We start from the raw sequence: 26,849 nt of genomic DNA, 5'->3' as shown, positions 1-26,849 counted from the left end.
CTCTTCCCTCTTCCCCTAACCCCTAACCCCTAACCCCTAACCCCCCAGTCCCTAGATTTTGTTGATTGAGAGGGTACCCAAACCTGGTAGATTTAGCGAGTGTCAGTCAACAAGATTAGCAACATAGCAACATGAGAGTCCTGGTTATTGGTGGCGATGGCTATTGTGGTTGGGCAACTGCACTCTATCTTTCCAACCGAGGTTACGAAGTCGGTATTTTGGATAGCCTAGTGAGGCGACACTGGGATTTAGAGCTTTGCGTTGAGACCCTGACACCGATCGCACCCATCCAGCAACGCCTTCAGCGCTGGCGCGATCTGACGGGGAAAAACATTGACCTGTTCGTCGGCGATATCACGAATTACGACTTCTTAAGCAAAGCCCTGCACAAGTTTCAACCAGAGGCGATCGTGCATTTTGGCGAACAGCGATCGGCTCCTTTCTCGATGATCGATCGCGAACACGCCGTCCTCACCCAAGTTAACAACGTTGTCGGTACGCTCAATCTTCTGTACGCCATCCGGGAAGATTTCCCCGATTGCCATTTAGTCAAATTGGGCACGATGGGTGAGTACGGTACGCCCAACATTGACATCGAAGAAGGTTACATCACGATCGAGCATAACGGACGCAAAGATACACTTCCGTATCCTAAGCAACCAGGATCGATGTACCACCTAAGCAAAGTTCACGACAGTCACAACATCCACTTCGCCTGTCGAATTTGGGGCTTACGCGCCACAGACTTGAATCAAGGAGTCGTTTACGGCGTGCTGACAGAAGAAACTGGTATGGACGAGCTGCTGATTAACCGTCTCGACTACGATGGCGTTTTTGGTACAGCGCTGAATAGATTCTGCATCCAAGCCGCGATCGGTCACCCACTCACAGTATATGGTAAAGGCGGACAAACTCGCGGCTTTTTGGATATTAGAGATACCGTGCGATGTATGGAAATTGCGATCGCCAATCCAGCCGCCGCCGGTGAATTCCGCGTCTTCAACCAATTCACCGAAATGTTTAGCGTCGGCGACTTAGCAATGATGGTGAAAAAAGCAGGTACTGCAATGGGAATCAATGTGGAAATCAATCACTTGGATAACCCCAGAGTTGAAAAAGAAGAACATTACTTCAACGCCAAAAACACCAGTTTGTTAAGTCTCGGTTTGCAACCTCATTACCTCTCAGACGCACTGCTCGATTCTCTGTTAAACTTCGCAGTTAAGTATCAACACCGCGTCGATAAAAACCAAATTCTACCCAAAGTTAATTGGCGAAAATCTTAGGAGCCAATTTTCATGCGGCTGGTAACAGAACCGTACTTAATGCAAGTGAGCCGATGGCCGAAAACAGGTCGTCATATTTTAGCTCAATTTGACGATAATTCTGCGATTGTTTATCAAGCTTATCGTCCGGCGATCGGCCACTTCGCAGCTTCACACGGCTATTTCGGTGGCGAATTTACGCTCAACCGCATGAGTTGGATAAAACCAAACTTTCTGTGGATGATGTATCGTTCCGAATGGGGAACAAAAGCCGGACAAGAAGTAATTCTTGCTGTGAGAATCAAGCGATCGCCATTCGATGAGATTTTAGCAAATGCCGTTCATTCTAAATACATACCCGAACTGTATGATAGTGAAAAAGAATGGAAAAATGCTGTCAAAGGCTCATCGGTTCGATTGCAATGGGACCCGGATCGTCACCCATCTGGCGCAAAATTAGAACGACGCGCCATTCAATTAGGGCTGCGCGGTGATTTTTTATATCATTACGCACGAGATTGGATTATCGACATCGAAGATATTTCGGAATTTGTGCAGCAACAGCATCAATACAAAGGCGGTGACTTAACAAATTTGCTGACGCCATTTGAATCCGTTTATCCAGTTACCGATCCCGACATCGCCAACAAGCTAGGATTATCAGTTTCTTAACAGCACTTTTCTATGCGAATCGCCCTTTTCACCGAAACCTTTTTGCCCAAAGTTGACGGGATTGTCACCCGCCTGCGCCACACCGTCGAACACCTCCAGCGCAGTGGCGACGAAGTATTAATTTTTTCACCAGACTACGGCTTGGACGAATATAAAGGAGCGAGAATTTACGGGGTTCCCGGCTTTCCGCTACCCATGTATCCAGAGTTAAAATTAGCACCGCCGAGACCTGCGATCGGTCACGCCCTAGAAAAGTTTCAGCCGGATATCATTCACGTTGTCAACCCAGCTATTTTGGGATTGGGCGGTTTGTTCTACGGAAAAATGCTGAAAATTCCACTCATAGCTTCCTATCATACCCATTTACCTCAGTATTTGCAACACTACGGATTGGGAATGCTGGAAGGTTTACTGTGGGAATTGCTCAAATCAGCCCACAATCAAGCGCAGTTAAATTTGTGTACCTCAATGGCAATGGTGGAAGAACTGAGAAACCACGGCATTGAGCGAGTAGACTTGTGGCAGCGGGGAGTAGATACGGAAATGTTCGATCCCGACTTAGCAAGTAAAGAAATGCGATCGCGCCTCAGTCAGGGACACCCGGATAGCCCGCTGCTCATCTATGTAGGTCGTCTGGGTGCGGAAAAAGAAATCGATCGCATCAAACCTCTATTAGAAGCCATACCCAACGCCCGCCTAGCCTTAGTCGGGAATGGCCCTCATCGCGAAGCCTTAGAAAAACTCTTTGCCGACACACCCACCAACTTCGTCGGCTATCTGCACGGTAAAGAACTCGCCTCCGCCTATGCTTCCGCCGACGCCTTTATCTTCCCCTCCCGTACCGAAACCTTGGGATTGGTGTTGTTAGAAGCAATGGCAGCAGGCTGTCCCGTAGTAGCGGCGCGTTCCGGCGGTATTCCCGATATAGTCACAGATGGAGTCAACGGCTACCTATTCGATCCTACCGACGAACAAGGAGCGATCGCAGCTACCCAACGCCTGTTAGCTCATCCAGAAGAACGCGAAACCCTACGCGCCAACGCCCGCCGAGAAGCAGAACGCTGGAGCTGGGCAGCTGCAACCCGCCAACTACAACGCTACTATCAATCTGCGATTTTTTCCCAGTCAATGCCATTAGCAGCCTGAACTAGGGGTTAGGGATTAGGGGCTAGGGGAAGAGGGAAGAGGCAGAGGGAAAGGGAAGAGGAGGAATTTTTGAATGATTGACTTTCCCTAACCCCTAACCCCTAATCCCTAACCCCTTTTTTCCTTTTGACTTTTGACTTTGACCGAGCCCCACTCGCAAGATTGTATTAAAATAGCTTGTTCCTAGCTAGCCAAACGGATACATTCGTAGTAGGTCGCCTTACATTCACCCTTCGGGAAGGCAAAACGTTCTCAGGCAAAAACCGGAGAACGAGGGAAATATGAGAGCGGGGGAGTAGGGGAACAGGGGAGCAGGGCAGCCAAAAGCCAAAAGTCAAAAGTCAATCATTCAAAATTCCTCCCTCTCCCTCTTCCCCTACTCCCGACGCCCTAACCCCTATTCCCTAGCCCAAGGGAGCCAAACTACAGCCCGTAATCGGTCATGACCATGACACTCCCGAACACTGGTAGCGTCCTGGCGACGTTGACTCAGTTGACTCAAGTGCATCGCACTCATGCACTGTTGCATCGCGTCAAAACTCTTTCAGTTCCGGAATTTGTCTGCTTACTCGACTTTATTACCGCCGAATTCCAGCAATTTCTGAGGGCAATCGATTTAATCAATAACGAAGCCCTAGAAACCATGCTGGAGAGGACTCTAGAGGCAATTACGCTCAAAATCGGCCAAATTCTGCAAGCAGATCGGACTACGATCTTTTTGGTAGATACCGATAAAGGCCAACTATGGTCAAAAATATCTACAGCCGAAAATGAAAAGCCTTTAGAAATTCGGTTGCCGATGAACGCGGGGGTAGCAGGTCACGTAGCTACAACAGGTGCTTGTCTGAATATCTCCGATGCCTACAATCACCCCTTATTTAACCCGGAATTAGACAAACAAATCAACTATTACACCCGCAACATCCTTTGTATGCCTATCCTCAGCAGCAAAGAGCAGGTAGTAGCAGTTGTACAGCTGACCAACAAAGCTGGGAATGTACCTTTTAATAGCGAGGACGAACAAAGTTTTCGCGATTTTGCCGCCTCGATCGGCATTATCCTAGAAAGCTGTCAGTCCTTTTATGTCGCCGCCCGCAAACAGCGCGGTGCAGCAGCCCTACTGGAAGCGATCCAAACTCTGGGCAAGAGTTTAGACTTAGAAACAACTCTGCAATCAGTCATGGATCAAGCTCGCAAACTGATGCAGGCCGATCGCAGTACTCTATTCTTACTCAGAAGAGAAAACAACGAACTCTGGAGCAAGGTAACCGCCGCAGATGGCAAAACTATGCTGGAAATCCGCATTCCCGCAAATAGAGGGATCGCCGGTTACGTTGCTTCTACAGGTCAGCCGCTGAACATTCCCGACGCCTACAAAGATCCTCGCTTCGACCCCAGCACAGACAAGCGTACCGGTTACATCACCCGCAATATCCTCTGTTTGCCAGTATTTAACTCTAGCAGCAACCTGATCGGGGTTACCCAACTGATTAACAAAAACCAGGGTAGCTTCACCAGCTCGGATGAAGAATTTATGCGAGCATTTAATATTCAAGCTGGGATCGCGTTAGAAAATGCCAAATTATTTGAAAGTGTACTTTTAGAGAAGCAATATCAAAAGGATATCCTGCAAAGCCTCTCAGATGCAGTGATTTCCACCGATATGGAAGGTCGGATCGTCACGATCAACGATGCCGCTCTAGAATTGCTGGGTTGTCCCCTTCAACACGCTAGCGGTAAAATCAACAAGCAAGTTTGGGAGCAAAAATTGATGGGTCGCCTCGTTTGGGAGGTAGTGCCGATCGAAAATCTGCAAATGCGGTTGCAGGATAGCCTCAAATATGCAGCAAAACACTATGTTCCAGAACAAAGCTTGACCGTGGGTTTGTGGATCGAACCTTCAGAGGACAACTTAGAAGGTGTCAAGGAATCTTCGCCGCAGACCGCATCCCACGAATCTACCAACAACCAACACTCCAAAACAGAAGAAGATACAAAATACTACATTCTCGTTATTCGCGATCGCACCAATCCAGATATTTTCATTCCCTGGAACGAATCTACTACAGGTGACGGTGCCATCCCAACTCGTCCTTACATCCCGAAGGAAAAAGTTAGGGAAATCGAACGCAGCCTCAATTTGACTGTCAACCCCCTCACTAACCCAGAAGGAGGCGTGCGCGGCGGTTTGGTAGTCCTGGAAGACATCTCCCAAGAAAAACGGATGAAAACTACCCTCTACCGCTACATGACCCCCGGTGTAGCCGAACGGGTAATGGCACAAGCTGAAGATTCCTTAATGGTAGGAGAACGCAAAGAAGTCACCATTTTATTTTCCGATATTCGCGGTTACACTACCCTAACGGAAAATCTGGGAGCGGCTGAAGTGGTATCGCTGCTGAATCAGTACTTTGAAACAATGGTAGAAGCAGTCTTTAACCACGAGGGTACGTTAGATAAGTTTATTGGGGACGCTCTTATGGCCGTTTTTGGTGCGCCGCTACCCCTGAAAGACCATGCTTGGTTGTCCGTACAAACCGCCCTAGATATGCGGAAACGCCTTGCGATATTCAACCACCGCCGTATTATTGCCGCCCAACCGCAAATCCATATCGGCATTGGCATCAGTTCCGGAGAAGTCGTTTCTGGCAATATCGGTTCTCAAAAACGAATGGACTATACGGTAATTGGCGATGGAGTTAACCTCAGTTCTCGTTTGGAAGGCGTTACCAAAGAGTACGGTTGCGATATTATTTTGAGCGAGTTTACTTATAACCTTTGTCGCGATCGCATTTGGGTACGGGAACTCGATAAAATCAGAGTGAAGGGAAAGCACGAAGCGGTCACTATCTATGAATTGATTGGCAATCGCACTCAACCCCTGGAAGACCCAACCCAAGAATTTTTGGGTTATTACAATGCCGGACGAGAAGCTTACCTTGCCAGAGACTTTTATCGGGCAATTGCTAACTTTGAAACTGCTCTGAAGATTCGTCCCTTTGACCAAGCGATCTCCGTCCATATAGAACGAGCTAAAAAATATATATTAGATCCACCTCCCGAACATTGGGATGGCGTTCATACAATGGCAACAAAGTAACTATTGAGAATTTTGGATTTTGGATTTTGGATTTTAGATTGAAATTCAATCGCGATCTGCAATCTAAAATTTCATAATGGGGAATAACCAATGAGCAATAAACAATGAACGAAAAGCTATACGAAGGCAAAGCCAAAATACTTTACCCTACAGATGACCCGGAAATTCTGCTGACCGTCTTTAAAGATGATGCCACCGCGTTTAATGCACAGAAGCGGGGCACTATTGCTGGCAAAGGCGAGATCAACTGTAAAATCTCGGCTCATTTGTTTCAAATGTTAGAGGGTAAGGGCATTCCTACCCATTTTATCGATACTCCTGCGCCCAACCAAATGCGCGTCCGGCGAGTGCAAATTTTACCTTTAGAAGTGGTAGTCAGAAACATCGCTGCTGGCAGTCTTTGCAAACAAACTGGGTTGCCAGAAGGGACAATTCTCAAACAACCTTTGGTGGAATTTTACTATAAGAATGATGGTTTGGGAGACCCTCTCCTGACACGCGATCGCCTCTTCTTATTGGAACTTGCTACCCCAGAACAAGTCGATCGCCTCCAAGCTCTCTCTAGGGAAATTAATGTAATTCTCGGTAACTTTTTTAACGAGTGCGGCATTACCTTGGTAGACTTCAAACTTGAGTTTGGTGTTGACAATCGACAAAAACTGCTTTTAGCTGATGAAATCAGCCCCGACACCTGTCGTTTGTGGAACCAGTCCGAAACCGATCCCAACCGCCGCGTCTTGGATAAAGACCGCTTCCGCCGCGATTTGGGAGATGTAGAAAGCGCTTATGAGCAAGTACTTGCAAGAGTTCTAGGGGTTAGGAGTTAGGTACTGGGGGCTAGGGGTTAGCCCCTCTTCTTTTTGACTTTTGACTTTATAGGCTTTCAGGTTTAACGAAAAATGTTGGCAGAAGTCCCTACCTAAACTAATGTTAGGTAGGGACGGTCGCTCAAATCATTCGGAGGACACCTCCTTTCTGCGCGAGCTAATGAATGACGACCAGCCAATAAAGGCATAGCAACATTATTGTCTTGTGTCCTGAAGATATCAGCGACCGTTTTGCTGTGAGAGATCGCATACATCAATTACTGTACCGATCTAATCACCTGTTGTCTTTACATCTTTTCACATACTGGCGTCAATAGACGCCCACCTACTTATTAAGGAAAGAACTTAGTTCCCAACGCACTGTGCCATTACTCCAAAACAAAAATTTACCCGGGTAGCTAAAGGTATCAGCTAAATCATAATTATTATTTTCCTTGGAGATGAAGGAAAATTCATCTTCTAAGGATTCAATTTTAGTGACGAGTATGGTATCGATAAAACAAACCCTACTTATAAGTTCTACATAAAACTCTTCAGTTTTTTCCCAATCATCTAATTCTTCTATGCCTGAACAGTTCAAAGATTCTTGAACAAAATATACTAAATCGTTGTACAATCTTAACAAACTTACTTCGTCAAGTATATGTGACTGATCATAATAATAATGGAAGTATTCTTGCTCCTGCTCGGATAAACCATGATTAGGATCTTCTTCTAGTTGCTTTATCCTCTCCTCTAACTGCACAACTTTAATTTTTTCCTGCTTCAGAGCTGCATTTAATTGATTTTTGACGTTTTCCAAATGTTTAACTTTTTGCTCAACAGATGTAAATTGAGCCTTTTCTTGGTTGATCTCTACTTCTAAGTTCTTTTTAGTTTGTTTCAGTTCTTCAAGTTCCTTTTTTAGCTGGTTAATTTCTGATTCTGCCTGACGAAGCTCAGATTCTACTTTGTTTAAAGCATCAAACTTTATTTCTAATTGCGTTTTTTCTTGCTCTAGCTTTTTCTTGGGGTTTTCTAAAGGTTTAATTTGGTCTAGTGTTTGTCTTAGTTCTGATTCTAAAGAGTTTTTGTTGGCTCGGAGTTGTAAATTATCTTGAGTCAATTTAGCATTATTATCTTTAAGTTGATTTAACTCTCCTCTCAAAACATCTCTTTCTCGCTGTAAGTCTCTATTGGTTTTAATAAGTAACTGATTATGAGCTATTACTTCATTAAACTGGTTAGTAATTCCTTTAATTTTTTGAATTAAAAGCTCCCAGGTTATAAACTCTATATCTTGACCGCTGAAAGAAGCACTGAGTTCCTGAAGGAGAGCTTTATTATGAGATTCTAACTGATTAAATTTTTGTTCAAGGAGCGTATTCTCAAGGTGCAGCTTTGTTAAGGTTTCCCTAGCTCCATCACGTTCGTTCTTAACGCTTGCCATCTGCTGTTGTAAATCTTGAAGTGTCTGCTTCAAAGATTCCTTCTCGTTAGTAGCTACATCCAGTTCTGCCTCTTTCTGTTTATACTCAGCAAGGTGTTGAACTACAACGGTGGCAAATAAGTTATTGACTTGTTGTAATTGGTTCCTTATTTGCCTAAGCTCAACCGTCTGCGCTTCAAGTCCATTATCATCTTGCTGGTTATTACCGTTGCGGAGTCGCACATAAATTAGCAGGACGACTAGCAGGACGACTAATAGAATAATTAAAGCAGCATTTTCGTAAACCATACTAATATTCCTTTGAAAGTAGCATTCTGAAATGTTTTAAGCTCTGGCATTATTAGTGTTCCCATTTGATGTCAGACCTGTAACAATGAATTAAATTCTTCTCCGTTTTAAACTGAAGTTCTCCCCTACCAAAAGCTCAAAACTACTGCCCTAAGCGACTTTGAGCCTGTTTTCAGTCGCACCCTATTGGATACAATGGATGAAACGGTAAACAAAAAGCTAATCAAAACTAACTTCTGTAGGTTGTTGCACGTCAAAGTAGGGGCGTTTGCGTAGCGTGCCGTAGCTAAACACAGATACCACCTGCACAAAGTCAGGAGCTACGCTAGCCTTGATGCTAATAAAATATCCATACACTTTGGACTAGGATATATTTTCTGTCCTTACAATGAATTAGCCCTGCGATGGAAGGGAGGTAAGACCGAGAGGGGGACGCAAGTCACTCTTGAGGCACTCCCCTGTGAATTCGGAAGCTCCAACTATACCATTACGTTAGTTGGAGTAGTTCACTCAGTTACAAGAAACCCGGTTTCTGACCCTGGTGTAAGATATGAGTTTTAATGGACTTGTGAAACCCAGGACTTGGGAATGGCATCGGGGATTAGGCATCGTAGGGGAATTTCCGTTCCCCATACCCTATGTCCCAGTCCCTGCAAATGGTGTGTGGAAGTGCTTAACAACGTGAACAAAATGCGTTTATCTCCTGTATTGGTAGCAGCTATTACTTGGGCTACTCTCGGTTTACCACATTCGGCAAATGCCTCATTTGAGCCGGAAAACAAACAAACCGAACCAGCTGTCGCGAACGATCTCTCACACGAGCAAGAATTGGCTAGCACAAATGCTCTGCCCGAACAAGATCGGCGCGATATCGCCTTAACCCCTCATTCGAGTCATACGGAAACTGGTGTAACGAAGGATCTTTCGCTTGATGCAGAATTTGCGATCGCCGATCGTCCGTTACTTACTGCGTCATTTGACTCGGATTTAAATACTGCCGTGCCAAATGACAAATTTATACAAGAGCGTCAAGATTTACTGACTATCGCCCACAAAAGCCACACAGTAGGTTATTTAGGCGGCTTAAAAATATTACCGTCCCACGAGAGCGTCACAGAGACTGCTCAGACAATCAAAGATACTTCGTCATCGGGTTCTCAAAATTCCCCTGGCTCTAATGGGGATGAAGATTTGTCATCTAAGTTTAAAAATCAAGATTATGGAGCAAAAGCGGGAAATATCGTTCCCATAGAATCTTTAGCTTCTTCATTAACCGCAGCTTTAAATATTGCCCCGCCACATGAAGCATTGCTATGGAGTCATTTACCCGCTACGCCACAATTGCAGGCCCAAGCTACTGGGCAAAATAGCTCAACTGTAGCGCTGACGCAACAAAGTCAGCGGACAGACGAGACACCACCTTCGGAAATACCCTCTAGCGAAGAGCAACCAAGCAGACAACCAACACAGCAAAGCGAACCGGCACAAGAAACACCACAGAACGAAAATCGCGATCGCGAAGAAGAACCAAGCAGACAACCAACACAGCAAAGCGAACCGGCACAAGAAACACCACAGAACGAAAATCGCGATCGCGAACCGATCGCACCCAGAACTGTTCAACCTACACCCGTAACACCCCCAGCCCAAGGAGTACCGCCGCAAGGAACACCGGCTCCGGAACAAGAAACGCCCGATCGTCTTCAATTAGACCTCACCCCCGGACGGCGACCTCCAGAACTGGATCTCAATATTCCCGAACGAGCGCCCTCCGCTCCACCGATAAACGCTCAACCAAGCGAAGCCCCAGCAGTAGATCCGCGAGTACTGGTAGCGGAAGTGGTAGTCAGCGGCGCAGAAGGAAGATTGCAAGAAATCGTTTATGATGCGATTCGCACCCGCCCCGGACGCACTACCACTCGCTCTCAATTACAAGAAGACATTAATGCGATCTTCGCAACCGGCTACTTCTCCAATGTGCGAGCGGAACCTAGCGATACTGCTTTGGGCGTCAGAGTCACTTTTGTGGTAGAACCTAACCCAGTGTTGCGTTCCGTACAGGTGGAAGGTAACCGAGTTCTGCAACAGAGCGTAGTACAGGAAATATTTAGCCCGCAATACAACAATACTCTCAACTTCCGCACCTTGCAGGAAGCCATCAAGCGCTTAGAACAGTGGTACAAAGATAAGGGTTACGTGTTGGCGCAGGTGGTAGACACGCAAGTTTCGCCGGAAGGAACGGTTACGCTGTCTGTTGCTGAAGGTGTGGTGGAAAGTATTCAAGTCCGCTTTTTGAATAAAGAAGGGGAAACCACAAACGAGCAAGGTCAGCCAATTCGAGGTCGCACTCGCCCCTATATTGTGACTAGGGAATTGGCACTCAAACCCGGACAGGTATTTAACCGCAACGAAGTGCAAAGGGATTTGCAGCGAGTCTTCCGTTTGGGTTTGTTTGAAGATGTCCAGCTGTCTTTGAACCCAGGACAAGACCCGCGCCAAGTGAATGTGATTGTGAATGTGAAGGAGAGGAATAGCGGTTCGATCGCAGCTGGTGCTGGATTTAGTTCTGCTAGCGGTTTGTTCGGTACGGTTAGCTATCAGGAGCAAAACCTGGGCGGTAATAACCAGAAAATTGGCACAGAGGTGCAGTTGGGTCAGCGGGAGTTGCTGTTTGATGTCCGCTTCACCGATCCTTGGATTGGTGGCGACCCTTATCGCACTTCCTACACAGTTAATTTCTTCAGACGCCGATCGATTTCTCTGATTTTTGATGGTGGTGACCCGGAAATTAGACTGCCCAATGACGATCGACCTCGCATTCTGCGCTTGGGTGGTGGTGTCACTTTTAACCGTCCGCTTTCGAGAAATCCTCTAGCGGATTCTGAATGGGTAGCATCTTTGGGATTGCAATATCAACGAGTTTCGATTCGCGATCGCGATGGCGATATCAGTCCGGTAGACGAGTTGGGTAATGATTTGAGCTTTAGCGGTGAGGGTAAAGACGATCTGGTATTGGTGCAGCTGGGTGTGGTGCGCGATCGACGCAACAATCCTCTACGTACTACCAGCGGTTCCCTACTGCGGTTCGGTCTCGAACAGTCTGTGCCCATAGGTCTGGGGAATGTTTTCCTGACTCGCCTGCGCGGTAGCTACAGTTACTTCGTCCCAGTCAGATTTACCAGTTTTACCCCTGGCCCGCAAGCTCTCGCTTTTAACTTGCAAGCGGGAACTGTGCTGAACGATTTACCTCCCTACGAAGCGTTCTCTCTGGGCGGTACTAACTCTGTCCGAGGCTACGATGAAGGCGACTTGGGTAGCGGTCGCAGTTATTTCCAGGCTACTGCTGAATATCGTTTCCCCGTTTTTTCGATTATCGGTGGCGCTCTTTTTGTCGATTTCGGTACAGACTTGGGCACCGGTGGAAGCGTACCTGGAGACCCGGCGGGTGTGCGCGGTAAGCCCGGTACAGGTTTCGGCTACGGGATTGGGGTGCGGATTCAATCTCCTCTCGGCCCGATTCGGGTCGATTACGGTCTAAATGATGATGGAGACAGTCGCATTCACTTCGGTATTGGGGAACGCTTCTAATCTCTCTGTGTTTTGCACTTTTTCGTCGGGACGATCGCATTTGGTGAGCGCGAAAATTTATCGCCCAAATACGATCGCCCCTACAGGGTGGGTATTGCCGACCATTTGTTTATTGGAGTGTGGGTTAAAATTTATCTAAAAAGTTTTTTTTTAATATATTTTACCACAGATGAATACAGATAAACACAGATGAACACAGATGTAAACACAGTCTTTCCGTTGGGTATACAGAGTTGTGGGAATGAAAGGTTCGCCACGATTTGGATATTTAGGTAGGCTGTTATTAAATTGAAAATTACTCTAATCTCTACTTGAGTGCCTGTTCATTCCGAGGAATAGAGGGTGAGTAAGCTAGTTTGATTTTGTAGGAAAGTCAATATTTATTGAATAATTATTCTAAGAATATTCCAAGTTTTAATGCCTAAAATTAATGGGTATATGGGATTGCAAAATATCTCTATTTTGGTTTAAATGAGAAGTTACAAACTCCTGAAGCCCCAAGAAAAATGAAAGCTCAACAAACGTTAGCAAATGCCTTTGAAATGTCCGGCGTCGGACTCCACAGCGGCGCTGTTACTAAAGTGCGAGTCCTACCAGCATCGCCCGGTGAAGGTCGCTACTTTGTTCGAGTAGATTTGCCAGAACAGCCAATAATTCCAGCAAGCCTCGAAGTTGTCAGTCAGACTGTTCTCTCGACTCAGTTGGGTCAGGACTCGGTATCTGTTCGCACGGTAGAACACTTGTTGGCTGCATTGGCGGGGATGGGAGTGGATAACGTTCGGATTGAAATCGATGGCCCGGAAGTGCCGCTTTTGGATGGTTCGGCTAAAGTTTGGGTGGAAGAAATCACTCAAGCAGGATTAATCGCCAACACGGACACGGATGCAGACGAGACGCCTGCACTACTCGAAGAACCGATTTGGATTTATCAAGGCGATGCTTTTGTGGCGGCTGTACCGACGGCGGAAATTCGATTTAGCTACGGGATTGATTTCGACTTGCCAGCGATCGGCAATCAGTGGTACAGTTGGTCGCCAAGCAGGGAAAGTTTTGCTGTGGCGATCGCTCCCGCTCGTACTTTTGGTTTGGCACACCAGATCGATGAGTTACGCGCTAAGGGTTTAATTAAAGGAGGCAGTTTGGAAAATGCGATCGTTTGCGGTGAGTCCGGTTGGATTAATCCTCCATTACGATTTCCAAATGAGCCAGTGCGTCATAAAATTTTAGACTTAGTAGGCGATCTGAGCTTACTGGGAAATTTTCCGGTAGCCCACTTCCTCGCCTACAAAGCCAGCCACAACCTGCATGTCAAATTGGCGCGGTTGTTGCAACAACAGGGACTGGGGATGAGAAATTAGGAGATTTTTGAATGATTGACTTTTGACTTTTGACTTTACCCAGTCCCTTCTTCTGCACTTACACACCAGCATCCATCTATCCACTCATGTCCACATTGATTGACGTAAACACACCCGACTCCCAAACTTCAACAGAAGTAAAATTAGGCAATGGTTCTGCGACATCTACCAAAACAATTTTGACGATCGAAGAAATTCAGAATCTGCTGCCGCACCGCTATCCCTTTTTACTCGTAGACCGGATTATCGATTATGTGCCGGGAAAGCTGGCAGTCGGAATTAAAAACGTTAGCATCAACGAACCTCATTTTCAAGGTCACTTTCCCGGACGTCCCCTGATGCCGGGTGTACTGATTGTGGAAGCTATGGCTCAAGTTGGTGGTATAGTTTTGACTCAGTTACCCGATATTGAAGGCAGCTTGTTTGTGTTTGCTGGCATTGATGGCGTCCGTTTCCGCCGTCCTGTCGTACCGGGCGACCAACTGGTGATGACTGCGGAACTGCTATGCGTCAAGCGGCGTCGCTTTGGTAAAATGCAGGCTCGTGCTGAAGTGGACGGCCAACTGGCTTGCGAAGGCGAACTGATGTTTTCCCTTGTAGACTAAAGCTGGTAATGGGTGATGGAGAATTTTAGATTTTAGATTTTAGATTTTAGATTTTAGATTGAAATTCAATCTCCTATTTTGCCATCTAAAATTTTAAATTTTCTCACTTCCCAATTAATAACTAGCAATTAGCAGCACACAACTCACAAATGCCTACCCTGATTCATCCCACAGCTGTAATTCATCCCCACGCTGAGCTGCACCCCTCTGTTCGGGTAGGCGCTTATGCGGTGATTGGCGAAAAAGTAAAAGTTGGTGCCGAAACTGTTATCGGTCATCATGCAGTGATTGAAGGGCCAACAGAAATTGGCGAACGCAACGAAATTTTTCCCGGCGCAGCAATTGGCTTGGAACCCCAAGATTTAAAATACGATGGCTCCCTTAGTTCGGTGAAAATCGGCGATGGCAATAAGATTCGCGAATATGTCACTATCAATCGCGCTACCAATGCAGGTGAGGCAACGGTTATTGGCAATCACAATCTCTTGATGGCATATGTTCACGTCGCACACAATTGTGCGATCGAAAATTCTGTGGTCATTGCTAACAATGTTTCCTTAGCCGGTCACGTTCACATTGAGTCAAAAGCTGTGATTGGCGGGGTGTTGGGTATCCATCAATTTGTTCGTGTTGGCACTCTGGCAATGGTGGGCGGTATGAGTCGGATCGATCGCGATGTGCCTCCTTATATGTTAGTCGAGGGCAACCCTTCGCGTGTGCGAAGTCTCAATTTGGTTGGCATTAAACGCGCCGGTTTTACTTCTGCTGAACTCGGATATCTCAAAAAAGCTTTTCGCATTCTCTATCGTTCTGGTTTGACTCTCGATCGATCTCTCGAAGAACTCGATCTCCTTCCCGAAAACGAACAATTGCAACACTTGCTTTCCTTCCTCCGATTGTCTCTGCTTCCAGGTCGTCGCGGCCCTATGTCTGGTAAGCGCCATTCTTTGACTGAGGAATCTTAAAAAGATTGGTTGTTACAGGCTTTCTTTTTTCTAGCTTTTCTGGTATTATATTTTTATAATGGGAATATTTTATAAAATTTTATTTTGACAAATATTCCCATTATAAAAATGGTATCACCAAAGCGCTTCGATTTATATTAAAATTTATTTACTTCTTTCAACAGCCCTGCGTATAAAACTTTGAAGTCACAACGAAAAACACTATTTATCAGTACTGGAGAAGTGTCTGGCGATCTGCAAGGGGGGTTATTGATAGACGCCCTAAAGCGCCAAGCACAAAAATCGGGAATGGAATTGGAAATAGTGGCGTTGGGGGGTTCCCGAATGGCGCAAGCGGGCGCAAGGCTGCTAGGGAATACGACAGCGATCGGTTCGGTGGGAATATTAGAATCCCTACCTTACATTTGGCCAACCCTTGAGATTCAGCGTCGCGCTAAAGAATACCTCCAGAAAAATCCACCGGACTTGGTGGTATCGATCGACTATATGGGGCCAAATTTAGCGATCGGCAGTTATGTGCGTCGCCACTTTCCCAAAGTGCCGATAGTATATTACATCGCGCCGCAGGAGTGGGTGTGGTCGCCGAGTCTGCGGAACACCGTTCAAATTGCCAGGATGACAGATTTGTTGTTGGCGATTTTTCCAGAAGAAGCGCGTTATTTCCAAAAGCACGGCGTCAAAGTCAACTGGGTCGGTCATCCGTTGCTGGATCGAATGCAGAATTTCCCCAGTCGGGAAGAAGCGCGTGCAACATTAGGTATTTCTGCGGATGAAGTGGCGATCGCACTGTTACCCGCTTCCCGATCGCAGGAAATAAAATATGTATTGCCGATAATATTCCAAGCGGCGCAGCAAATCCAGCAAAAAATTCCGGAAGTGAAGTTCTGGATACCCCTATCTCTGGAAGTTTACCGGGATGCAATCCAAAAAGCGATCGCAGCTTACGGTTTGCGTGCTACTTTGATTAGCGAGAAGACACAGGAAGTGCTGGCAGCAGCTGACTTAGCAATTACCAAATCTGGCACCGTTAATCTGGAAATTGCGCTTTTGGAAGTGCCGCAAGTGGTGATTTACCGGGTTAGCCCTATTACAGCATGGTTAGCCCGCCATTTACTTAAATTTTCGATTCCTTTCATGTCGCCGCCTAATTTGGTGCAGATGAAGTCGATCGTACCGGAGTTGTTGCAAGAAGAAGCCAGTCCGGAAAATATTGTACGCGAGGCGATGAATTTGCTCAATCCCGATATCCGTAGCCAAACTTTAGCTGAATATCGCCAGATGCGTCAAGCTTTGGGAGAATTGGGAGTATGCGATCGCGCTGCCAAAGCAATTCTAGAAATGTTATCCGTAGAGGTTAGGGAATAGGGCGTCGGGCGTCGGGGAAGAAGGATCTAGCATAGAGGATTTCAGGAATTGATAACATAAATAATTAGTGTGAGCGCTCAATTTCTTATATCTATAGTTTTAGGCAAAAAATTTTATAGACAGAACAAGATTTTATTTTATTGCCCTTGCAATAGTTCCATCTGCTTACCGCTTAAACAAGCCTGTTGTGTTATAACATTGAGTGTTAACTAACAAGACATCTATCCTTAGATAGAACTATTATAACTTTAGCAGTTTAAAAGAAGCAAGCAAGACTACAGGGATCGCCGTTTAGCCGCTTATTAGCGAGGTTAACATACAGAGAATTCCACTACTGACAAGTCAATGATTAACATCACAAAAAATAAACTTTACGGTCACATAGTTTTTGGCGGCATAGCATCAAACTTAAAGAATAGCGTCATACTTTATCAAATCTTTCGATCCCGTGACGCATTCCAGAAATGGAAGATATTGGATGACTTAGAATTCCCTGGCCTAGAACTATGTACGCTAAAGCTCACTGGCACCCAATCTCTATCGAAAGCCTAACCGGTCAGATCATGGTTTCTGGCCAAATGACTCGCACCGATCGCTATCAGATCAGATCTGCCTTGTTAACAGATTCGCTGAGCGAATCAGAGCAAATTTTGATTAATCGGCTGCTTTATGGCATCAGACACGGATTGCTCAGAGTAGTCGATTAAATATCCATAGTAACAACTACTGGATTTGGCGGCTTTGGACTAAAACAGATTGACGGCAACAGCGATTCGTTTGACCGCTGCGCCACAATACGAGCAAGCCTATATCGCTCGATCTTACCGCCGCATCAGCCAACTATTAAATATGAAGTAAGTATGGCAATTCCCCTAGCCCCTTTGCAAAGGCTATGCGATCGCCAACCAACCCCACAAGAACACCAAAGTTGCCACAAAACTTAAAGACATCATTAAACCGGCGGGCATAAATTTACGAGTACGGACTAACCGAGCAATAAAAATTACTACAAGTACAGCTCCTATACTGGTGGCTATTGCCAATCCGATTTGGGCTTGTTGGAGCGCCAAAAACCACGCAGCCAGTAGGGCTGCACCGCTAAGCAAGCCAGATATCAACGACATCTTACTTTTTGCTTTCAGGTAGCCGAAAATACCACCCAAAGCAACAGCCAAAGCATAAACTAGAATAGACCAGACTGCAATCAGATCCATAATTGTTGAGTTAAATTAACCGTTTGAAACGCAGGATAGGTGTTATGACTTTACACGATTTGGGAATGCTGTTGCTACTACTGAGCCCCGGTCTTTTACTTTCATTTGCGATCATGGCTTCTTTTGCTGCTGGCGGCTAATTGCTGCTGCTGCCACTTTCCACGTCCCAAGCGGCTTGGAAAAAGTCCCGTTCGCACAGCATAGCGTAGCGATAAGTTTCCTGAAGCATCGTTGTGGCAGCCCCATAGCGATCGACCAACCGTTCCAGTTTCTCCGCTAGCTGCAAAAACTCCGCGCTACTGTAAGTGCGAATCCATTCACCATAAAGATGATCTGGAATACCGTTTTCGGCCAAGCTATAGCCCAAAAAACTATAGAGGCGCAGACAGGGAACCATTGCGGTGGCAGTGACGCCAATGTCACTGCCCCAAGCTGTTGCCATCAAGAAGTCCGTATAACGGCGCGTAGCAGGTGTCGATCGAATCGAAAGCAAATCTACTCCCCACTGAGCTGCATAACCTTCGTGCAGCCGCAGTTCTTCCAAAACACTGCCAGCGAGAGAGTGAAACGTTGCAAACCCATCCCAGTCAAATGCTTTGGCAGCAGCAACGCTATAAGCACGGGCAAAAGCGCCCAAAAAGAAAGCGTCTTGTCCCACATAGTAGGCAAACCGTTTTTTGGAAAGTGTGCCGTCGGCGATACCCTGCACAAATGGATGTTTGAGACAGGCGTGCGCTAAATCTAGATTACTTTGCCACAAGTCGCTGGAGACTGTCATTATTACCAAAATAATGGGTCTAAAGCCCCGTCCTTCTAGGACGGCTTTCTTTGGCTATAATACGCTTATGCTAAATCACTCAGCCTAAGTATGTTGGTATTTGAGGCAAAACTTGAAGGAGCTTCGCAGCAGTATGAAAGGCTAGATGAAGCCATCAACACTGCTAGGTTCGTTCGGAATAGCTGTCTTAGATACTGGATGGACAACAAAAACATCGGAAAGTACGATTTGAGTGCATACTGCGCCGTTCTGGGGAAAGAGTTTGCATTCGCAGGTAAGCTCAACTCCCAAGCTAGGCAAGCATCTGCCGAACGTGCTTGGTCTGCCATTTCTCGGTTCTACGACAACTGTAAAAAGAAAAAGCCAGGAAATATGGGATTCCCACGTTTCAAGAAGCATCAAACTCACGGCTGTGTTGAATATAAAACAACAGGCTGGAAGTTGAGTGAAGATAGGCGAACTATTACATTCAGCGACGGATTTGAAGCAGGAAGTTTTAAACTGTGGGGAACTCGTGACCTGCACTTTTATCAGTTGAAGCAGATTAAACGAGTTCGGGTTGTGCGTAGGGCTGACGGATACTACGTACAGTTTTGCATTGACCAAGAACGGGTTGAGAAGAGAGAACCAACAGGTAAAACCATTGGATTGGATGTTGGACTGACTCACTTCTATAGCGATTCCAACGGGCAGACGATTGAGAATCCCCGTCATTTGAGGAAGTCTGAAAAGGCACTCAAGCGGCTAAACAGGAGACTTTCCCGAACCCGAAAAGGCTCAAACAATAGAGCTAAGAGCAGAAACCGTTTGAGCCGGAAGCACCTCAAGGTAAGTAGGCAGCGTAAAGACTTTGCGGTGAAGTTAGCAAGGTGCGTAGTCCAGTCTAACGACTTGGTTGCCTACGAGGACTTGCAGGTGCGGAATATGGTGAAAAATCACAAGCTTTCCAAGTCTATCTCTGATGCAGCTTGGTCTAATTTCCGCAACTGGTTGGAGTATTTCGGTAAGGTGTTTGGAGTGGTAACGGTCGCCGTTCCCCCGCACTACACCAGTCAAAATTGCTCTAACTGTGGGGAAGTTGTCAAAAAGTCATTAAGTCAGCGTACTCATAGATGCCCTCATTGCGGTCATATGCAGGATAGAGACTGGAACGCAGCTATCAACATATTGGAGTTAGGACTTCGTACCGTGGGACACACGGCAACGTTAAACGCCTCTGGAGATATCGACCTCTGCTTGGGTGAGGAAACTCCTCCTGGTAAGTCGAGTCGTGGAAAGAGGAAGCCCAAACAGTGATGTTTGGAATCCCCGGACTTCTAGGGCGGGGAGGATGTCAAATTACCGCAATGTACTTGAAAAAAATCAATCTAGGAAACTATAGGGAAAAATATAGAAAAATGGTAAACTATTGAGCAAGTTTTTGTTTGATATACCATAGAAAAAATGTTAATTATATTTTCTTTGAAGATGAGAAAATTTTAAGCGCGAAAGACTTATGGTGAACCATGAATAAGTGTTTAGAAAGTATAAGAAAAAATTAGATGAGTAACTGGACTGCAAAAGTAAAGGGATTGCTAAATTTGTTTTTGCAATCCACCTGTCCCATATGCGAGCGTCGGACGCCCAAACAATTTTGTCAAGACTGCCAGAGGCAACTGGAACGCTGCCAGATGTCCAAACCTGACAAATTTTGGCAGGGAGAACTGCCGATTTTTGCTTGGGGAGTGTACGGCGGGGCGCTCAAAAGGGCGCTCAAAGTACTGAAATACGAAAAAAAACCGGAAATAGCAGAGCCTTTGGGACACTGGCTGGGCGAAGCTTGGCAGAAATCTGGCTTGGCTGGTAGCACAAAACTGACAGTAGTACCTATTCCACTTCATGCGAACAAGCAGCGCCAAAGAGGTTACAATCAGGCAGAGTTGCTGGCAGAAAGTTTTTGCGAGGTAGCTGGGTTGCCCATAGAACGATATGGTTTGGAACGGGTGCGCGATACAAAACCACAGTTTGGCTTGTCTGCGGTAGAGCGAAAAGAAAATGTGGCCGGGGCGTTTGAATTGGGAAAAGGATTTTCGCAGCGTCGTCCTGCTTCAGCAATCCTGTTGTTAGACGACATTTATACGACTGGAGATACTGCAAGGTCTGCTGCCCATACGCTGCACCAACATGGAATACGAATCTATGGCATAGCAGCGATCGCTACTCCTGGGCCAACTAATTCTTTCGATCGCACTAAACTGGAAACCTAAGTTAGTTGCAGCTATTCTGAGATGCGACCCGAGCAAATCGCCAAAAATAGATCTATTCCGGTAAATTAACTTTATAATTGAACAATTTGCTTTTTGCCAAAATATTGCCCTTCATGATGATTAAAGCTTTTGCTGCTCGTTTTAGCCAAGCCCTGCTCGTTCCTGCAACCTTGCTGGCAGTTTGCTTAAGTACACTGACAGTTCGGGCTCAAACTCAAAGTCGGTTGTATAACCCTATTTCCTTACCAGCTAATAATGAAATTACCGATTCCCTCTCGGACAAGGATATTCCCACGGGCCAAGGCGGTTTTGCCCGCGACTATGCCGTAACTTTGAATACAGGAGACAACGTGGCGATCGATCTCACATCCGAAAACTTTGACACGATCGTCACCTTGCTGGCTAAAAACGGCACGACGGTTGCGGAAAATGATGACGGGCCCGACGGCAGCACCAACTCGCTGCTGTTCACTCGCATTAAAGATAACGGCACTTACATTATTAGAGTGCGGGCATTTGGGGAAACAGCGGGTGGTGAATTTAAGCTCAAAGTAACGCGCTTGCGGGAGATTTAAGAAATCGGGAAATTACTTTCATCCCATTCTAGAGTCCGGTGAGGAGACAGAGTAGTAAAGCTTCCGTCCACTCCACGACAGCGCCATAGGTATCGCCGGTATGACCGCCTAATTTGTGATTAAACCACGCACCGGTTAGAACGGCGATCGCACTACCACCAAAAACCATACCTGCTGCCATCAGCCAGCTGCGCTCATCGACAATAACTAAAAACCCGCTCAGTCCCAGCAGCAGGACGAAACCAGGAATGAGGTCGGAAGCTGAAGGGTTGGATTCCTTATGAATTGCGCCTTTCCCGGTAGGCTTGAGGTAGGGATAGCAGATTATAGCCACCAATTGCCCCCAACGTCCCCAACCTGCCGCCGCCATCAAAGCCAACCAGCGGTAAGAATCAATATCTCTTAAAGCAACTGTTTTCAATAACAAAATAGCGATCGCCGCCATCGCGCCAAAAGCCCCCGTCACGCTGTCAGACATCACCTCTAGGCGACGTTGGGGATCTGGTACTGCCAGCCCATCTGCCGTATCCATTGCACCATCCAAATGCAATCCGCCTGTGACGGCAATCCAAGCCACGATCGCAAGGGCAGACCGGGTAAGTATCGGCATACCCAGCAGATGCAGCCCAGCATCCAGCAGCCCTAAAATTCCGCCAATCGCCACTCCTACGAGTGGGGCGAGGCGGGCTATGCCCCGGAAAGCTAGCGTCCAACTAATGGGGACGGGCAGACAGGTGTAAAAGGCGATCGCCGCAGCCAGCGTACTTGTCTGCTGATGCCAAAACTGACGAACCCATCTAACCCAGTGTCGATGACTCATATCGGAACTACTCTCGTTTACCTAAAGGTACAACGGGAATTCTGAAAAATTTAGCCATTTTGTTAAAAAATTAAAAGCTCCTTGCATAGGCTTTTGAATGGTAATAAAGGATTATAGATTGTAAATTGCTCATATGCTCATTTTATCGCTTGTTAATCAGCTTTATCTTTCTCATACTCGCATATGCGCCAAATTATCCCCTTTAATATCCCACCTCCGGCATTTGGCGCAGTGAATTACGTAAATTTAATGATGGGTTGGCTAAAAAATCTAGGATAAGATGATCTCGTTAATAAGATTTGTCTGGTAAGCATTCGCAAAATATTTGTTGAGATTGCCAGCAGATTTTATTTTCATCGTCAGATTTCTAACTCGCGCTGCCCCTAACCTTGTATTCCCGCTGGCAATTATCTATCCCAGGGATAGGTGTACGCTTTCTCTCTCAAGGATTAAGTTGGTCTGTAGGGCTTGACCCTGCTGTTACATTTAACCATTTTCTGCAAATATGAAGGCTCATTGAGACTAGAGGTATTTTCCTTATGAGTCAAGATCAATTCCCTACCCAGCTGCCTGCCCCTTGCATTATAGATACCGGCACTATCGTTAACAAGTTAGATATGCGGAGAATTTTAACGGATTTGCGCCATGTCCGTTACCTCCACATTCAGGACGGTAAATTACAAAGCGAGGGAGAAGGTTTTGTGCTGGAAGTTTTTGGCGATCCCAATCGAGCAACCTTAGTTGCTAACCATGCCCTCTATCTTAATGTCTACAGTTTTGATTGCCTGGATCTGAAGCAGTCTCCCCAGTGCGAATGTTATTTCGATCTAGTGCAAGATAGTCGTAGATTGCGGCTGATTCCCCTATCGAATCCACTGCAAGAGGCAGTAGGTGACAATTTCAACGAAGCTGACTTGGAAGCGGTGGTCGATCGAGTCCTTTCAGCGAAATGGGATCTTAATATTGACGATGATAACGATTACTCTTTTTGAACTATTCCCCGTAAATTGCCAGAACCATACTCTGAGCTTTCTGTCTACTTTTATGAGTTGGAGAGAGAATAAGAGAGTTTAACTCCCGTATTCTCTCCCTTGATGCTTTCAACCTTACTCGCTTTGAGGAGAAAGATAGGTATAACGACCGAGACTGCGTTCGTAATTTTGCAGCAACAGTTGAGATTCTTGCAAGGTAATTCGTTTTTCTTGAAGTGCTTGTTCGCAACGTTGACGAATACTTTCTACAAGGTCTTCAGCATCGTATTGAACATAGCTGACAACTTCGCTCATCGTGTCACCTTTGACAACGTGTTCGATTTGGTATCCTTTGGGCGTTAGCTGTATATGGACAGCGTTTGTATCGCCGAATAAATTGTGAAGGCTACCCATAATTTCTTGATAGGCTCCACTTAGGAATATGCCCAGGTAATAAGGTTCACCCGGTTTGATGGTATGCAGTTCTAAAACTGATTTAACATCCCGCAAATCGATAAATCGATCGATTTTACCATCGCTGTCACAGGTGAGATCTGCCAGAATACCTCGCCGCGTAGGTTCTTCATCTAAGCGATGAATTGGCATGATGGGGAATAGCTGGTCGATCGCCCAACAATCCGGTGCAGATTGAAACACCGACAGATTGATGTAATAGATGGAAGCCATGATTTTTTCCAGGTCTTCCAACTCATCGGGAACGTAATCTTGCAGTCTGGTAATGGCGAGAATCTTTTCACAACAAGCCCAGTAGATCCGCTCTACCCTGGCACGTTCCGTGAGGCGCAAAATCCCCAAATTAAAGCGACTGATCGCTTCTTCTTTAAACTGAGTAGCGTCGTGATAGGCTTCCTGATAATTCTCAGTGTTAATTGATTGATAGGTTTCCCAAAGGTTCCAGACAATGGGAGGTTCTCCATCTTTGGGAGGTTCTGGCTCTCCGAAGGGGACATCAGAAGTGCTGAGAACGTCAAAAATGAGTACAGATTGATGAGAAGCGATCGCTCTACCACTCTCGCTAATTAACGTCGGTACTTGTACTTGTTGTTCGGCGCAGGCATCCTTCAACTCTGCCACGATATCGTTGGCATAGTTCTGCATATTGTAATTCTTGGAAGCGTAGAAATTCGTTTGGGAACCGTCGTAGTCCACACCCAAACCGCCGCCGACATCGAGATACTTCATGTCAGCTCCCAGCTTGGCTAATTCCACGTAGATTTTGCTAGCTTCCTGGATAGCGTCTTTGATAACGTGAATAGCAGAAATTTGAGAGCCAATGTGGAAATGTAACAGTTGCAAAGAATCTAATAAATTAGCTGACCGCAACTTATCAACAGCTTGGATAATTTCGGGAATAGTGAGGCCAAATTTAGCGCGATCGCCACTAGAGCTTCCCCAACGTCCCATGCCCTGAGTACTCAGCTTAGCGCGGACGCCTACAATTGGTTTAATACCCAGTTGTTTGGCGGCGTTAATCACCAAATCTACTTCTTCCACCTGCTCTAGGACAACTATAGGTGTTTGCCCCAGTCGCTGCGCCAACATTGCCGTTTCGATGTATTCTCGATCTTTGTAGCCGTTGCAAATCAGAAGAGCTCCTAGCGTATCCAACATCGCCAAAGCGATCATCAGTTCTGGTTTAGAACCAGCTTCCAAGCCGAATTGATGAGGTTTGCCAAATCTGACTAAATCTTCAAGGAGATGCTTTTGCTGGTTGCACTTGACCGGGTAAACACCACGGTAGACACCAGGATAGTTGTAGCGTGCGATCGCTTTAGCAAAGCAAGCATTCAACCGCTCAATCCGGTCTTCTAAAATATCTGAGAAGCGAATCAACAACGGCAACTTCAGGTTTCTATCCTTAAGCGCATTTACCAGTTCAAACAAATCCAGCGAACCGCCGCGTTCGCCTTTGGGAGAAACTGTAACCCGACCGGCAGCATTAATCGAAAAATACGGCTCACCCCATCCCTGTATTCGGTAAAGCGCTTCGCTATCCTCAATAGTCCATTGCCGGGAAACTTCTCTGGTTACTGGCAGAAGCCCTTTTGATTTTACTTCCGCTAACGCCGATTTTCCGAGTTTTTCTTGGAATACTGTTCCATCTGCCATTGGCTGTGCTGCCATACTTTTCCCCCCTTGCAACGACTACCGAATAATAAATCTAGCGTATTTGCAAAAAAGTAGCTGACCGATTTTTGGGAAGCGATCGGCAGAATTTGGAAAAAGGAGACGGCAATTGCTTTACGATACGCTGTGAAGGAATTTTGGGAGCAAGTGTTGTAGTGGAACGCACATTTCTAGCAGTCAAACCGGACGGCGTACAGCGCGGACTGGTCGGCGAAATCATCCGTCGTCTAGAAGCCAAAGGTTTTACCCTCGTCGGACTGAAACTGATGAAAGTCAGCCGCGAACTTGCCGAACAGCACTACGACGTGCATCGGGAAAAGCCGTTTTTCCCCGGTTTGGTTGAATTTATCACCTCTGGCCCCGTTGTGGCTATGGTTTGGGAAGGTGAAGGCGTAGTAGCATCAGCACGGAAACTCATCGGCGCTACCAACCCGCTGACAGCCGAACCGGGAACCATTCGCGGGGATTTTGGTGTCAGTGTCGGTCGTAACCTCATCCACGGTTCGGATGCTGTGGAAACGGGACGGCGCGAAATTGCTCTTTGGTTCAAAGAAGAAGAGTTGGTAAGTTGGCAACCCACTTTGACTTCTTGGCTCTACGAATAATTTAAAGGGAAAAGATTTGTTTTCTTTCCTTTTCTCTTGTATACATACATGATGCCATTGGTGAATCGATGGCATTTTTTTTATAATTCACGATTTAATATTAAATCTGCGATTGCTACCCCTTTTTAAACGAACCGCTTTCGACGCGAAGAGCGCGAAGAAGGAAGAAAGAAGATAAAGGGGGGTAATCAACCCGGATTTGGGATAAGATAAAAACTATAAGCAATAAGTAATTTTGATTGGAAAGTCGTTTGGCAAGGCGATCGCACAAACAAATACACTCATTTATCGGGACAAAAAAACACACCCACCCAACTCTATTGATCGGGTGGGAAATTTAATTTCAGAGCCAATCAAACTAAAGTTCGTAAGTGTTGAACCAATTGTGGCCCCGATACCACACCCTCAATGCGATTTACTGGCTTACCGTTTTTAAAGAGTACCAGTGTCGGCAGAGCTTGAATGCCATACTCAGAAGCTAAGCGAGGATATTTATCGGTGTCAATTTTGACAACTTTTATCCGCCCCTGCATCTGTGCGTTCACTTGCTCTAGAATGGGAGCCATCATCTGACACGGGCCGCACCAGGTAGCGAAAAAATCTACCAACACTGGCACGTCCGAACCAGATAGCAACTCTTGAAAACTGTTGAACTGTTGTTTGGTAGCCATAAGCTAAAACCTATATTTGCTTAACGGTGACAGATCCTACACTTCCGCTTCGCGGTCACTGTAGGCTTCCAAACCAATCCGGCTATTGCTTAGGAGGCGTTTGGGGGGGGTAGAGTCGAGGGGAGTGTTACCACTCCGCCCCTCTCATCCGAAACCGTGCGTGAAACTTTCGCTTCACACGGCTACTCAATGTGTCTACCTTTTGTCATTAAC

The 26,849-nt window shown here is 46.1% G+C and carries 23 protein-coding genes; 16 read left to right on the top strand and 7 right to left on the bottom strand.

Annotated features, from left to right (window positions below; all coding sequences use genetic code 11):
* The first annotated feature begins 131 nt into the window (after nucleotides 1-131).
* From H6G03_RS29935 to purC, 5 genes are all read left to right on the top strand, one after another.
* Entirely contained in the window at nucleotides 132-1,286 is a 1,155-nt protein-coding gene (locus H6G03_RS29935) for an NAD-dependent epimerase/dehydratase family protein (protein ID WP_190473068.1), read from the top strand.
* 12 nt (nucleotides 1,287-1,298) lie between these two features.
* On the top strand, nucleotides 1,299-1,937 hold the full coding sequence (locus H6G03_RS29930) for a DUF4291 domain-containing protein (RefSeq protein ID WP_190473065.1): 639 nt from the start codon (nucleotides 1,299-1,301) through the stop codon (nucleotides 1,935-1,937).
* 12 nt (nucleotides 1,938-1,949) lie between these two features.
* Nucleotides 1,950-3,083 (top strand): glycosyltransferase family 4 protein, encoded by a 1,134-nt coding sequence (locus tag H6G03_RS29925; protein ID WP_190473062.1) that lies wholly within the window; start codon nucleotides 1,950-1,952, stop codon nucleotides 3,081-3,083.
* A 448-nt stretch (nucleotides 3,084-3,531) separates the two neighbouring features.
* A complete protein-coding gene (locus H6G03_RS29920; protein ID WP_190473059.1) occupies nucleotides 3,532-6,183 on the top strand; it encodes a GAF domain-containing protein in 2,652 nt (883 codons plus the stop codon).
* 104 nt (nucleotides 6,184-6,287) lie between these two features.
* Nucleotides 6,288-7,010, top strand: coding sequence for a phosphoribosylaminoimidazolesuccinocarboxamide synthase (gene purC, locus H6G03_RS29915; protein WP_190473056.1), 723 nt, complete (start codon nucleotides 6,288-6,290; stop codon nucleotides 7,008-7,010).
* Between the two features lie 325 nt (nucleotides 7,011-7,335).
* On the opposite strand, the gene H6G03_RS29910 is transcribed toward purC, so the two are convergent.
* Together H6G03_RS29910 and H6G03_RS29905 are read right to left on the bottom strand one after the other, a co-directional pair.
* A complete protein-coding gene (locus H6G03_RS29910) occupies nucleotides 7,336-8,727 on the bottom strand; it encodes a coiled-coil domain-containing protein (RefSeq protein WP_190473054.1) in 1,392 nt (463 codons plus the stop codon).
* 219 nt (nucleotides 8,728-8,946) lie between these two features.
* Nucleotides 8,947-9,084, bottom strand: coding sequence for a hypothetical protein (locus H6G03_RS29905; RefSeq protein ID WP_190473049.1), 138 nt, complete (start codon nucleotides 9,082-9,084; stop codon nucleotides 8,947-8,949).
* Nucleotides 9,085-10,110: 1,026 nt separating this feature from the next.
* On the opposite strand from H6G03_RS29905, the gene H6G03_RS29900 reads away from it, so the two are divergent.
* The 6 genes from H6G03_RS29900 to H6G03_RS29875 all read left to right on the top strand — a co-directional run bounded on the left by H6G03_RS29900 (nucleotide 10,111) and on the right by H6G03_RS29875 (nucleotide 17,315).
* Nucleotides 10,111-12,315 (top strand): BamA/TamA family outer membrane protein, encoded by a 2,205-nt coding sequence (locus H6G03_RS29900; protein WP_456057594.1) that lies wholly within the window; start codon nucleotides 10,111-10,113, stop codon nucleotides 12,313-12,315.
* A gap of 506 nt (nucleotides 12,316-12,821) precedes the next feature.
* On the top strand, nucleotides 12,822-13,673 hold the full coding sequence (gene lpxC / locus H6G03_RS29895; protein WP_190473045.1) for a UDP-3-O-acyl-N-acetylglucosamine deacetylase: 852 nt from the start codon (nucleotides 12,822-12,824) through the stop codon (nucleotides 13,671-13,673).
* Between the two features lie 86 nt (nucleotides 13,674-13,759).
* Entirely contained in the window at nucleotides 13,760-14,278 is a 519-nt protein-coding gene (gene fabZ, locus H6G03_RS29890) for a 3-hydroxyacyl-ACP dehydratase FabZ (protein ID WP_190473042.1), read from the top strand.
* Between the two features lie 149 nt (nucleotides 14,279-14,427).
* Entirely contained in the window at nucleotides 14,428-15,243 is an 816-nt protein-coding gene (lpxA, locus tag H6G03_RS29885; RefSeq protein WP_190473040.1) for an acyl-ACP--UDP-N-acetylglucosamine O-acyltransferase, read from the top strand.
* Between the two features lie 180 nt (nucleotides 15,244-15,423).
* Nucleotides 15,424-16,608 (top strand): lipid-A-disaccharide synthase, encoded by a 1,185-nt coding sequence (gene lpxB / locus H6G03_RS29880; protein ID WP_190473037.1) that lies wholly within the window; start codon nucleotides 15,424-15,426, stop codon nucleotides 16,606-16,608.
* Between the two features lie 563 nt (nucleotides 16,609-17,171).
* Complete coding sequence (locus tag H6G03_RS29875) at nucleotides 17,172-17,315, top strand: hypothetical protein (protein ID WP_242060495.1); 144 nt, start codon at nucleotides 17,172-17,174, stop codon at nucleotides 17,313-17,315.
* A 183-nt stretch (nucleotides 17,316-17,498) separates the two neighbouring features.
* Here the strand turns inward: H6G03_RS29875 and H6G03_RS29870 are convergent, their stop codons facing one another.
* Entirely contained in the window at nucleotides 17,499-17,822 is a 324-nt protein-coding gene (locus tag H6G03_RS29870; RefSeq protein ID WP_190473032.1) for a TMEM14 family protein, read from the bottom strand.
* Nucleotides 17,823-17,958: 136 nt separating this feature from the next.
* Nucleotides 17,959-18,600: a TenA family protein gene (locus tag H6G03_RS29865; RefSeq protein ID WP_190473027.1), complete on the bottom strand. Its 642-nt coding sequence runs from the start codon at nucleotides 18,598-18,600 to the stop codon at nucleotides 17,959-17,961.
* A gap of 90 nt (nucleotides 18,601-18,690) precedes the next feature.
* On the opposite strand from H6G03_RS29865, the gene H6G03_RS29860 reads away from it, so the two are divergent.
* From H6G03_RS29860 to H6G03_RS29850, 3 genes are all read left to right on the top strand, one after another.
* A complete protein-coding gene (locus H6G03_RS29860; RefSeq protein ID WP_190473023.1) occupies nucleotides 18,691-19,896 on the top strand; it encodes an RNA-guided endonuclease InsQ/TnpB family protein in 1,206 nt (401 codons plus the stop codon).
* Between the two features lie 245 nt (nucleotides 19,897-20,141).
* Nucleotides 20,142-20,846, top strand: coding sequence for a ComF family protein (locus H6G03_RS29855; protein WP_190473020.1), 705 nt, complete (start codon nucleotides 20,142-20,144; stop codon nucleotides 20,844-20,846).
* A 116-nt stretch (nucleotides 20,847-20,962) separates the two neighbouring features.
* On the top strand, nucleotides 20,963-21,421 hold the full coding sequence (locus H6G03_RS29850; RefSeq protein WP_199315547.1) for a PPC domain-containing protein: 459 nt from the start codon (nucleotides 20,963-20,965) through the stop codon (nucleotides 21,419-21,421).
* A 28-nt stretch (nucleotides 21,422-21,449) separates the two neighbouring features.
* Here the strand turns inward: H6G03_RS29850 and cobS are convergent, their stop codons facing one another.
* A complete protein-coding gene (cobS, locus tag H6G03_RS29845; RefSeq protein WP_190473018.1) occupies nucleotides 21,450-22,241 on the bottom strand; it encodes an adenosylcobinamide-GDP ribazoletransferase in 792 nt (263 codons plus the stop codon).
* Nucleotides 22,242-22,780: 539 nt separating this feature from the next.
* Here cobS and H6G03_RS29840 point away from each other — a divergent pair.
* Entirely contained in the window at nucleotides 22,781-23,233 is a 453-nt protein-coding gene (locus H6G03_RS29840; protein WP_190473016.1) for a hypothetical protein, read from the top strand.
* Between the two features lie 114 nt (nucleotides 23,234-23,347).
* Here H6G03_RS29840 and speA read toward each other — a convergent pair whose 3' ends face one another.
* Nucleotides 23,348-25,342, bottom strand: coding sequence for a biosynthetic arginine decarboxylase (gene speA, locus H6G03_RS29835; RefSeq protein WP_199315546.1), 1,995 nt, complete (start codon nucleotides 25,340-25,342; stop codon nucleotides 23,348-23,350).
* A gap of 173 nt (nucleotides 25,343-25,515) precedes the next feature.
* Here speA and ndk point away from each other — a divergent pair, with 173 nt between their 5' ends.
* Nucleotides 25,516-25,965 (top strand): nucleoside-diphosphate kinase, encoded by a 450-nt coding sequence (gene ndk / locus H6G03_RS29830; protein ID WP_190473071.1) that lies wholly within the window; start codon nucleotides 25,516-25,518, stop codon nucleotides 25,963-25,965.
* Nucleotides 25,966-26,318: 353 nt separating this feature from the next.
* Here ndk and trxA read toward each other — a convergent pair whose 3' ends face one another.
* A complete protein-coding gene (gene trxA / locus H6G03_RS29825) occupies nucleotides 26,319-26,636 on the bottom strand; it encodes a thioredoxin (protein ID WP_190473011.1) in 318 nt (105 codons plus the stop codon).
* Nucleotides 26,637-26,849 lie beyond the last annotated feature (213 nt).

This window comes from Aerosakkonema funiforme FACHB-1375 (assembly GCF_014696265.1).
In the GTDB taxonomy this organism is placed as follows: Bacteria; Cyanobacteriota; Cyanobacteriia; order Cyanobacteriales; family Aerosakkonemataceae; genus Aerosakkonema; species Aerosakkonema funiforme_A.
This window is presented reverse-complemented; position numbering and strand designations above follow the sequence as displayed.

Bases quoted from the DNA above. Each gene is read 5' to 3' on its own strand.
- H6G03_RS29935 (WP_190473068.1), top strand. From the start codon at position 132: ATGAGAGTCCTGGTTATTGGTGGCGATGGCTATTGTGGTTGGGCAACT.
- H6G03_RS29930 (WP_190473065.1), top strand. From the start codon at position 1,299: ATGCGGCTGGTAACAGAACCGTACTTAATGCAAGTGAGCCGATGGCCG.
- H6G03_RS29925 (WP_190473062.1), top strand. From the start codon at position 1,950: ATGCGAATCGCCCTTTTCACCGAAACCTTTTTGCCCAAAGTTGACGGG.
- H6G03_RS29920 (WP_190473059.1), top strand. From the start codon at position 3,532: ATGACACTCCCGAACACTGGTAGCGTCCTGGCGACGTTGACTCAGTTG.
- purC (WP_190473056.1), top strand. From the start codon at position 6,288: ATGAACGAAAAGCTATACGAAGGCAAAGCCAAAATACTTTACCCTACA.
- H6G03_RS29910 (WP_190473054.1), bottom strand. From the start codon at position 8,727: ATGGTTTACGAAAATGCTGCTTTAATTATTCTATTAGTCGTCCTGCTA.
- lpxC (WP_190473045.1), top strand. From the start codon at position 12,822: ATGAAAGCTCAACAAACGTTAGCAAATGCCTTTGAAATGTCCGGCGTC.
- fabZ (WP_190473042.1), top strand. From the start codon at position 13,760: ATGTCCACATTGATTGACGTAAACACACCCGACTCCCAAACTTCAACA.
- lpxA (WP_190473040.1), top strand. From the start codon at position 14,428: ATGCCTACCCTGATTCATCCCACAGCTGTAATTCATCCCCACGCTGAG.
- H6G03_RS29875 (WP_242060495.1), top strand. From the start codon at position 17,172: ATGGTTTCTGGCCAAATGACTCGCACCGATCGCTATCAGATCAGATCT.
- H6G03_RS29870 (WP_190473032.1), bottom strand. From the start codon at position 17,822: ATGGATCTGATTGCAGTCTGGTCTATTCTAGTTTATGCTTTGGCTGTT.
- H6G03_RS29865 (WP_190473027.1), bottom strand. From the start codon at position 18,600: ATGACAGTCTCCAGCGACTTGTGGCAAAGTAATCTAGATTTAGCGCAC.
- H6G03_RS29860 (WP_190473023.1), top strand. From the start codon at position 18,691: ATGTTGGTATTTGAGGCAAAACTTGAAGGAGCTTCGCAGCAGTATGAA.
- H6G03_RS29855 (WP_190473020.1), top strand. From the start codon at position 20,142: ATGAGTAACTGGACTGCAAAAGTAAAGGGATTGCTAAATTTGTTTTTG.
- H6G03_RS29850 (WP_199315547.1), top strand. From the start codon at position 20,963: ATGATTAAAGCTTTTGCTGCTCGTTTTAGCCAAGCCCTGCTCGTTCCT.
- cobS (WP_190473018.1), bottom strand. From the start codon at position 22,241: ATGAGTCATCGACACTGGGTTAGATGGGTTCGTCAGTTTTGGCATCAG.
- H6G03_RS29840 (WP_190473016.1), top strand. From the start codon at position 22,781: ATGAGTCAAGATCAATTCCCTACCCAGCTGCCTGCCCCTTGCATTATA.
- speA (WP_199315546.1), bottom strand. From the start codon at position 25,342: ATGGCAGATGGAACAGTATTCCAAGAAAAACTCGGAAAATCGGCGTTA.
- trxA (WP_190473011.1), bottom strand. From the start codon at position 26,636: ATGGCTACCAAACAACAGTTCAACAGTTTTCAAGAGTTGCTATCTGGT.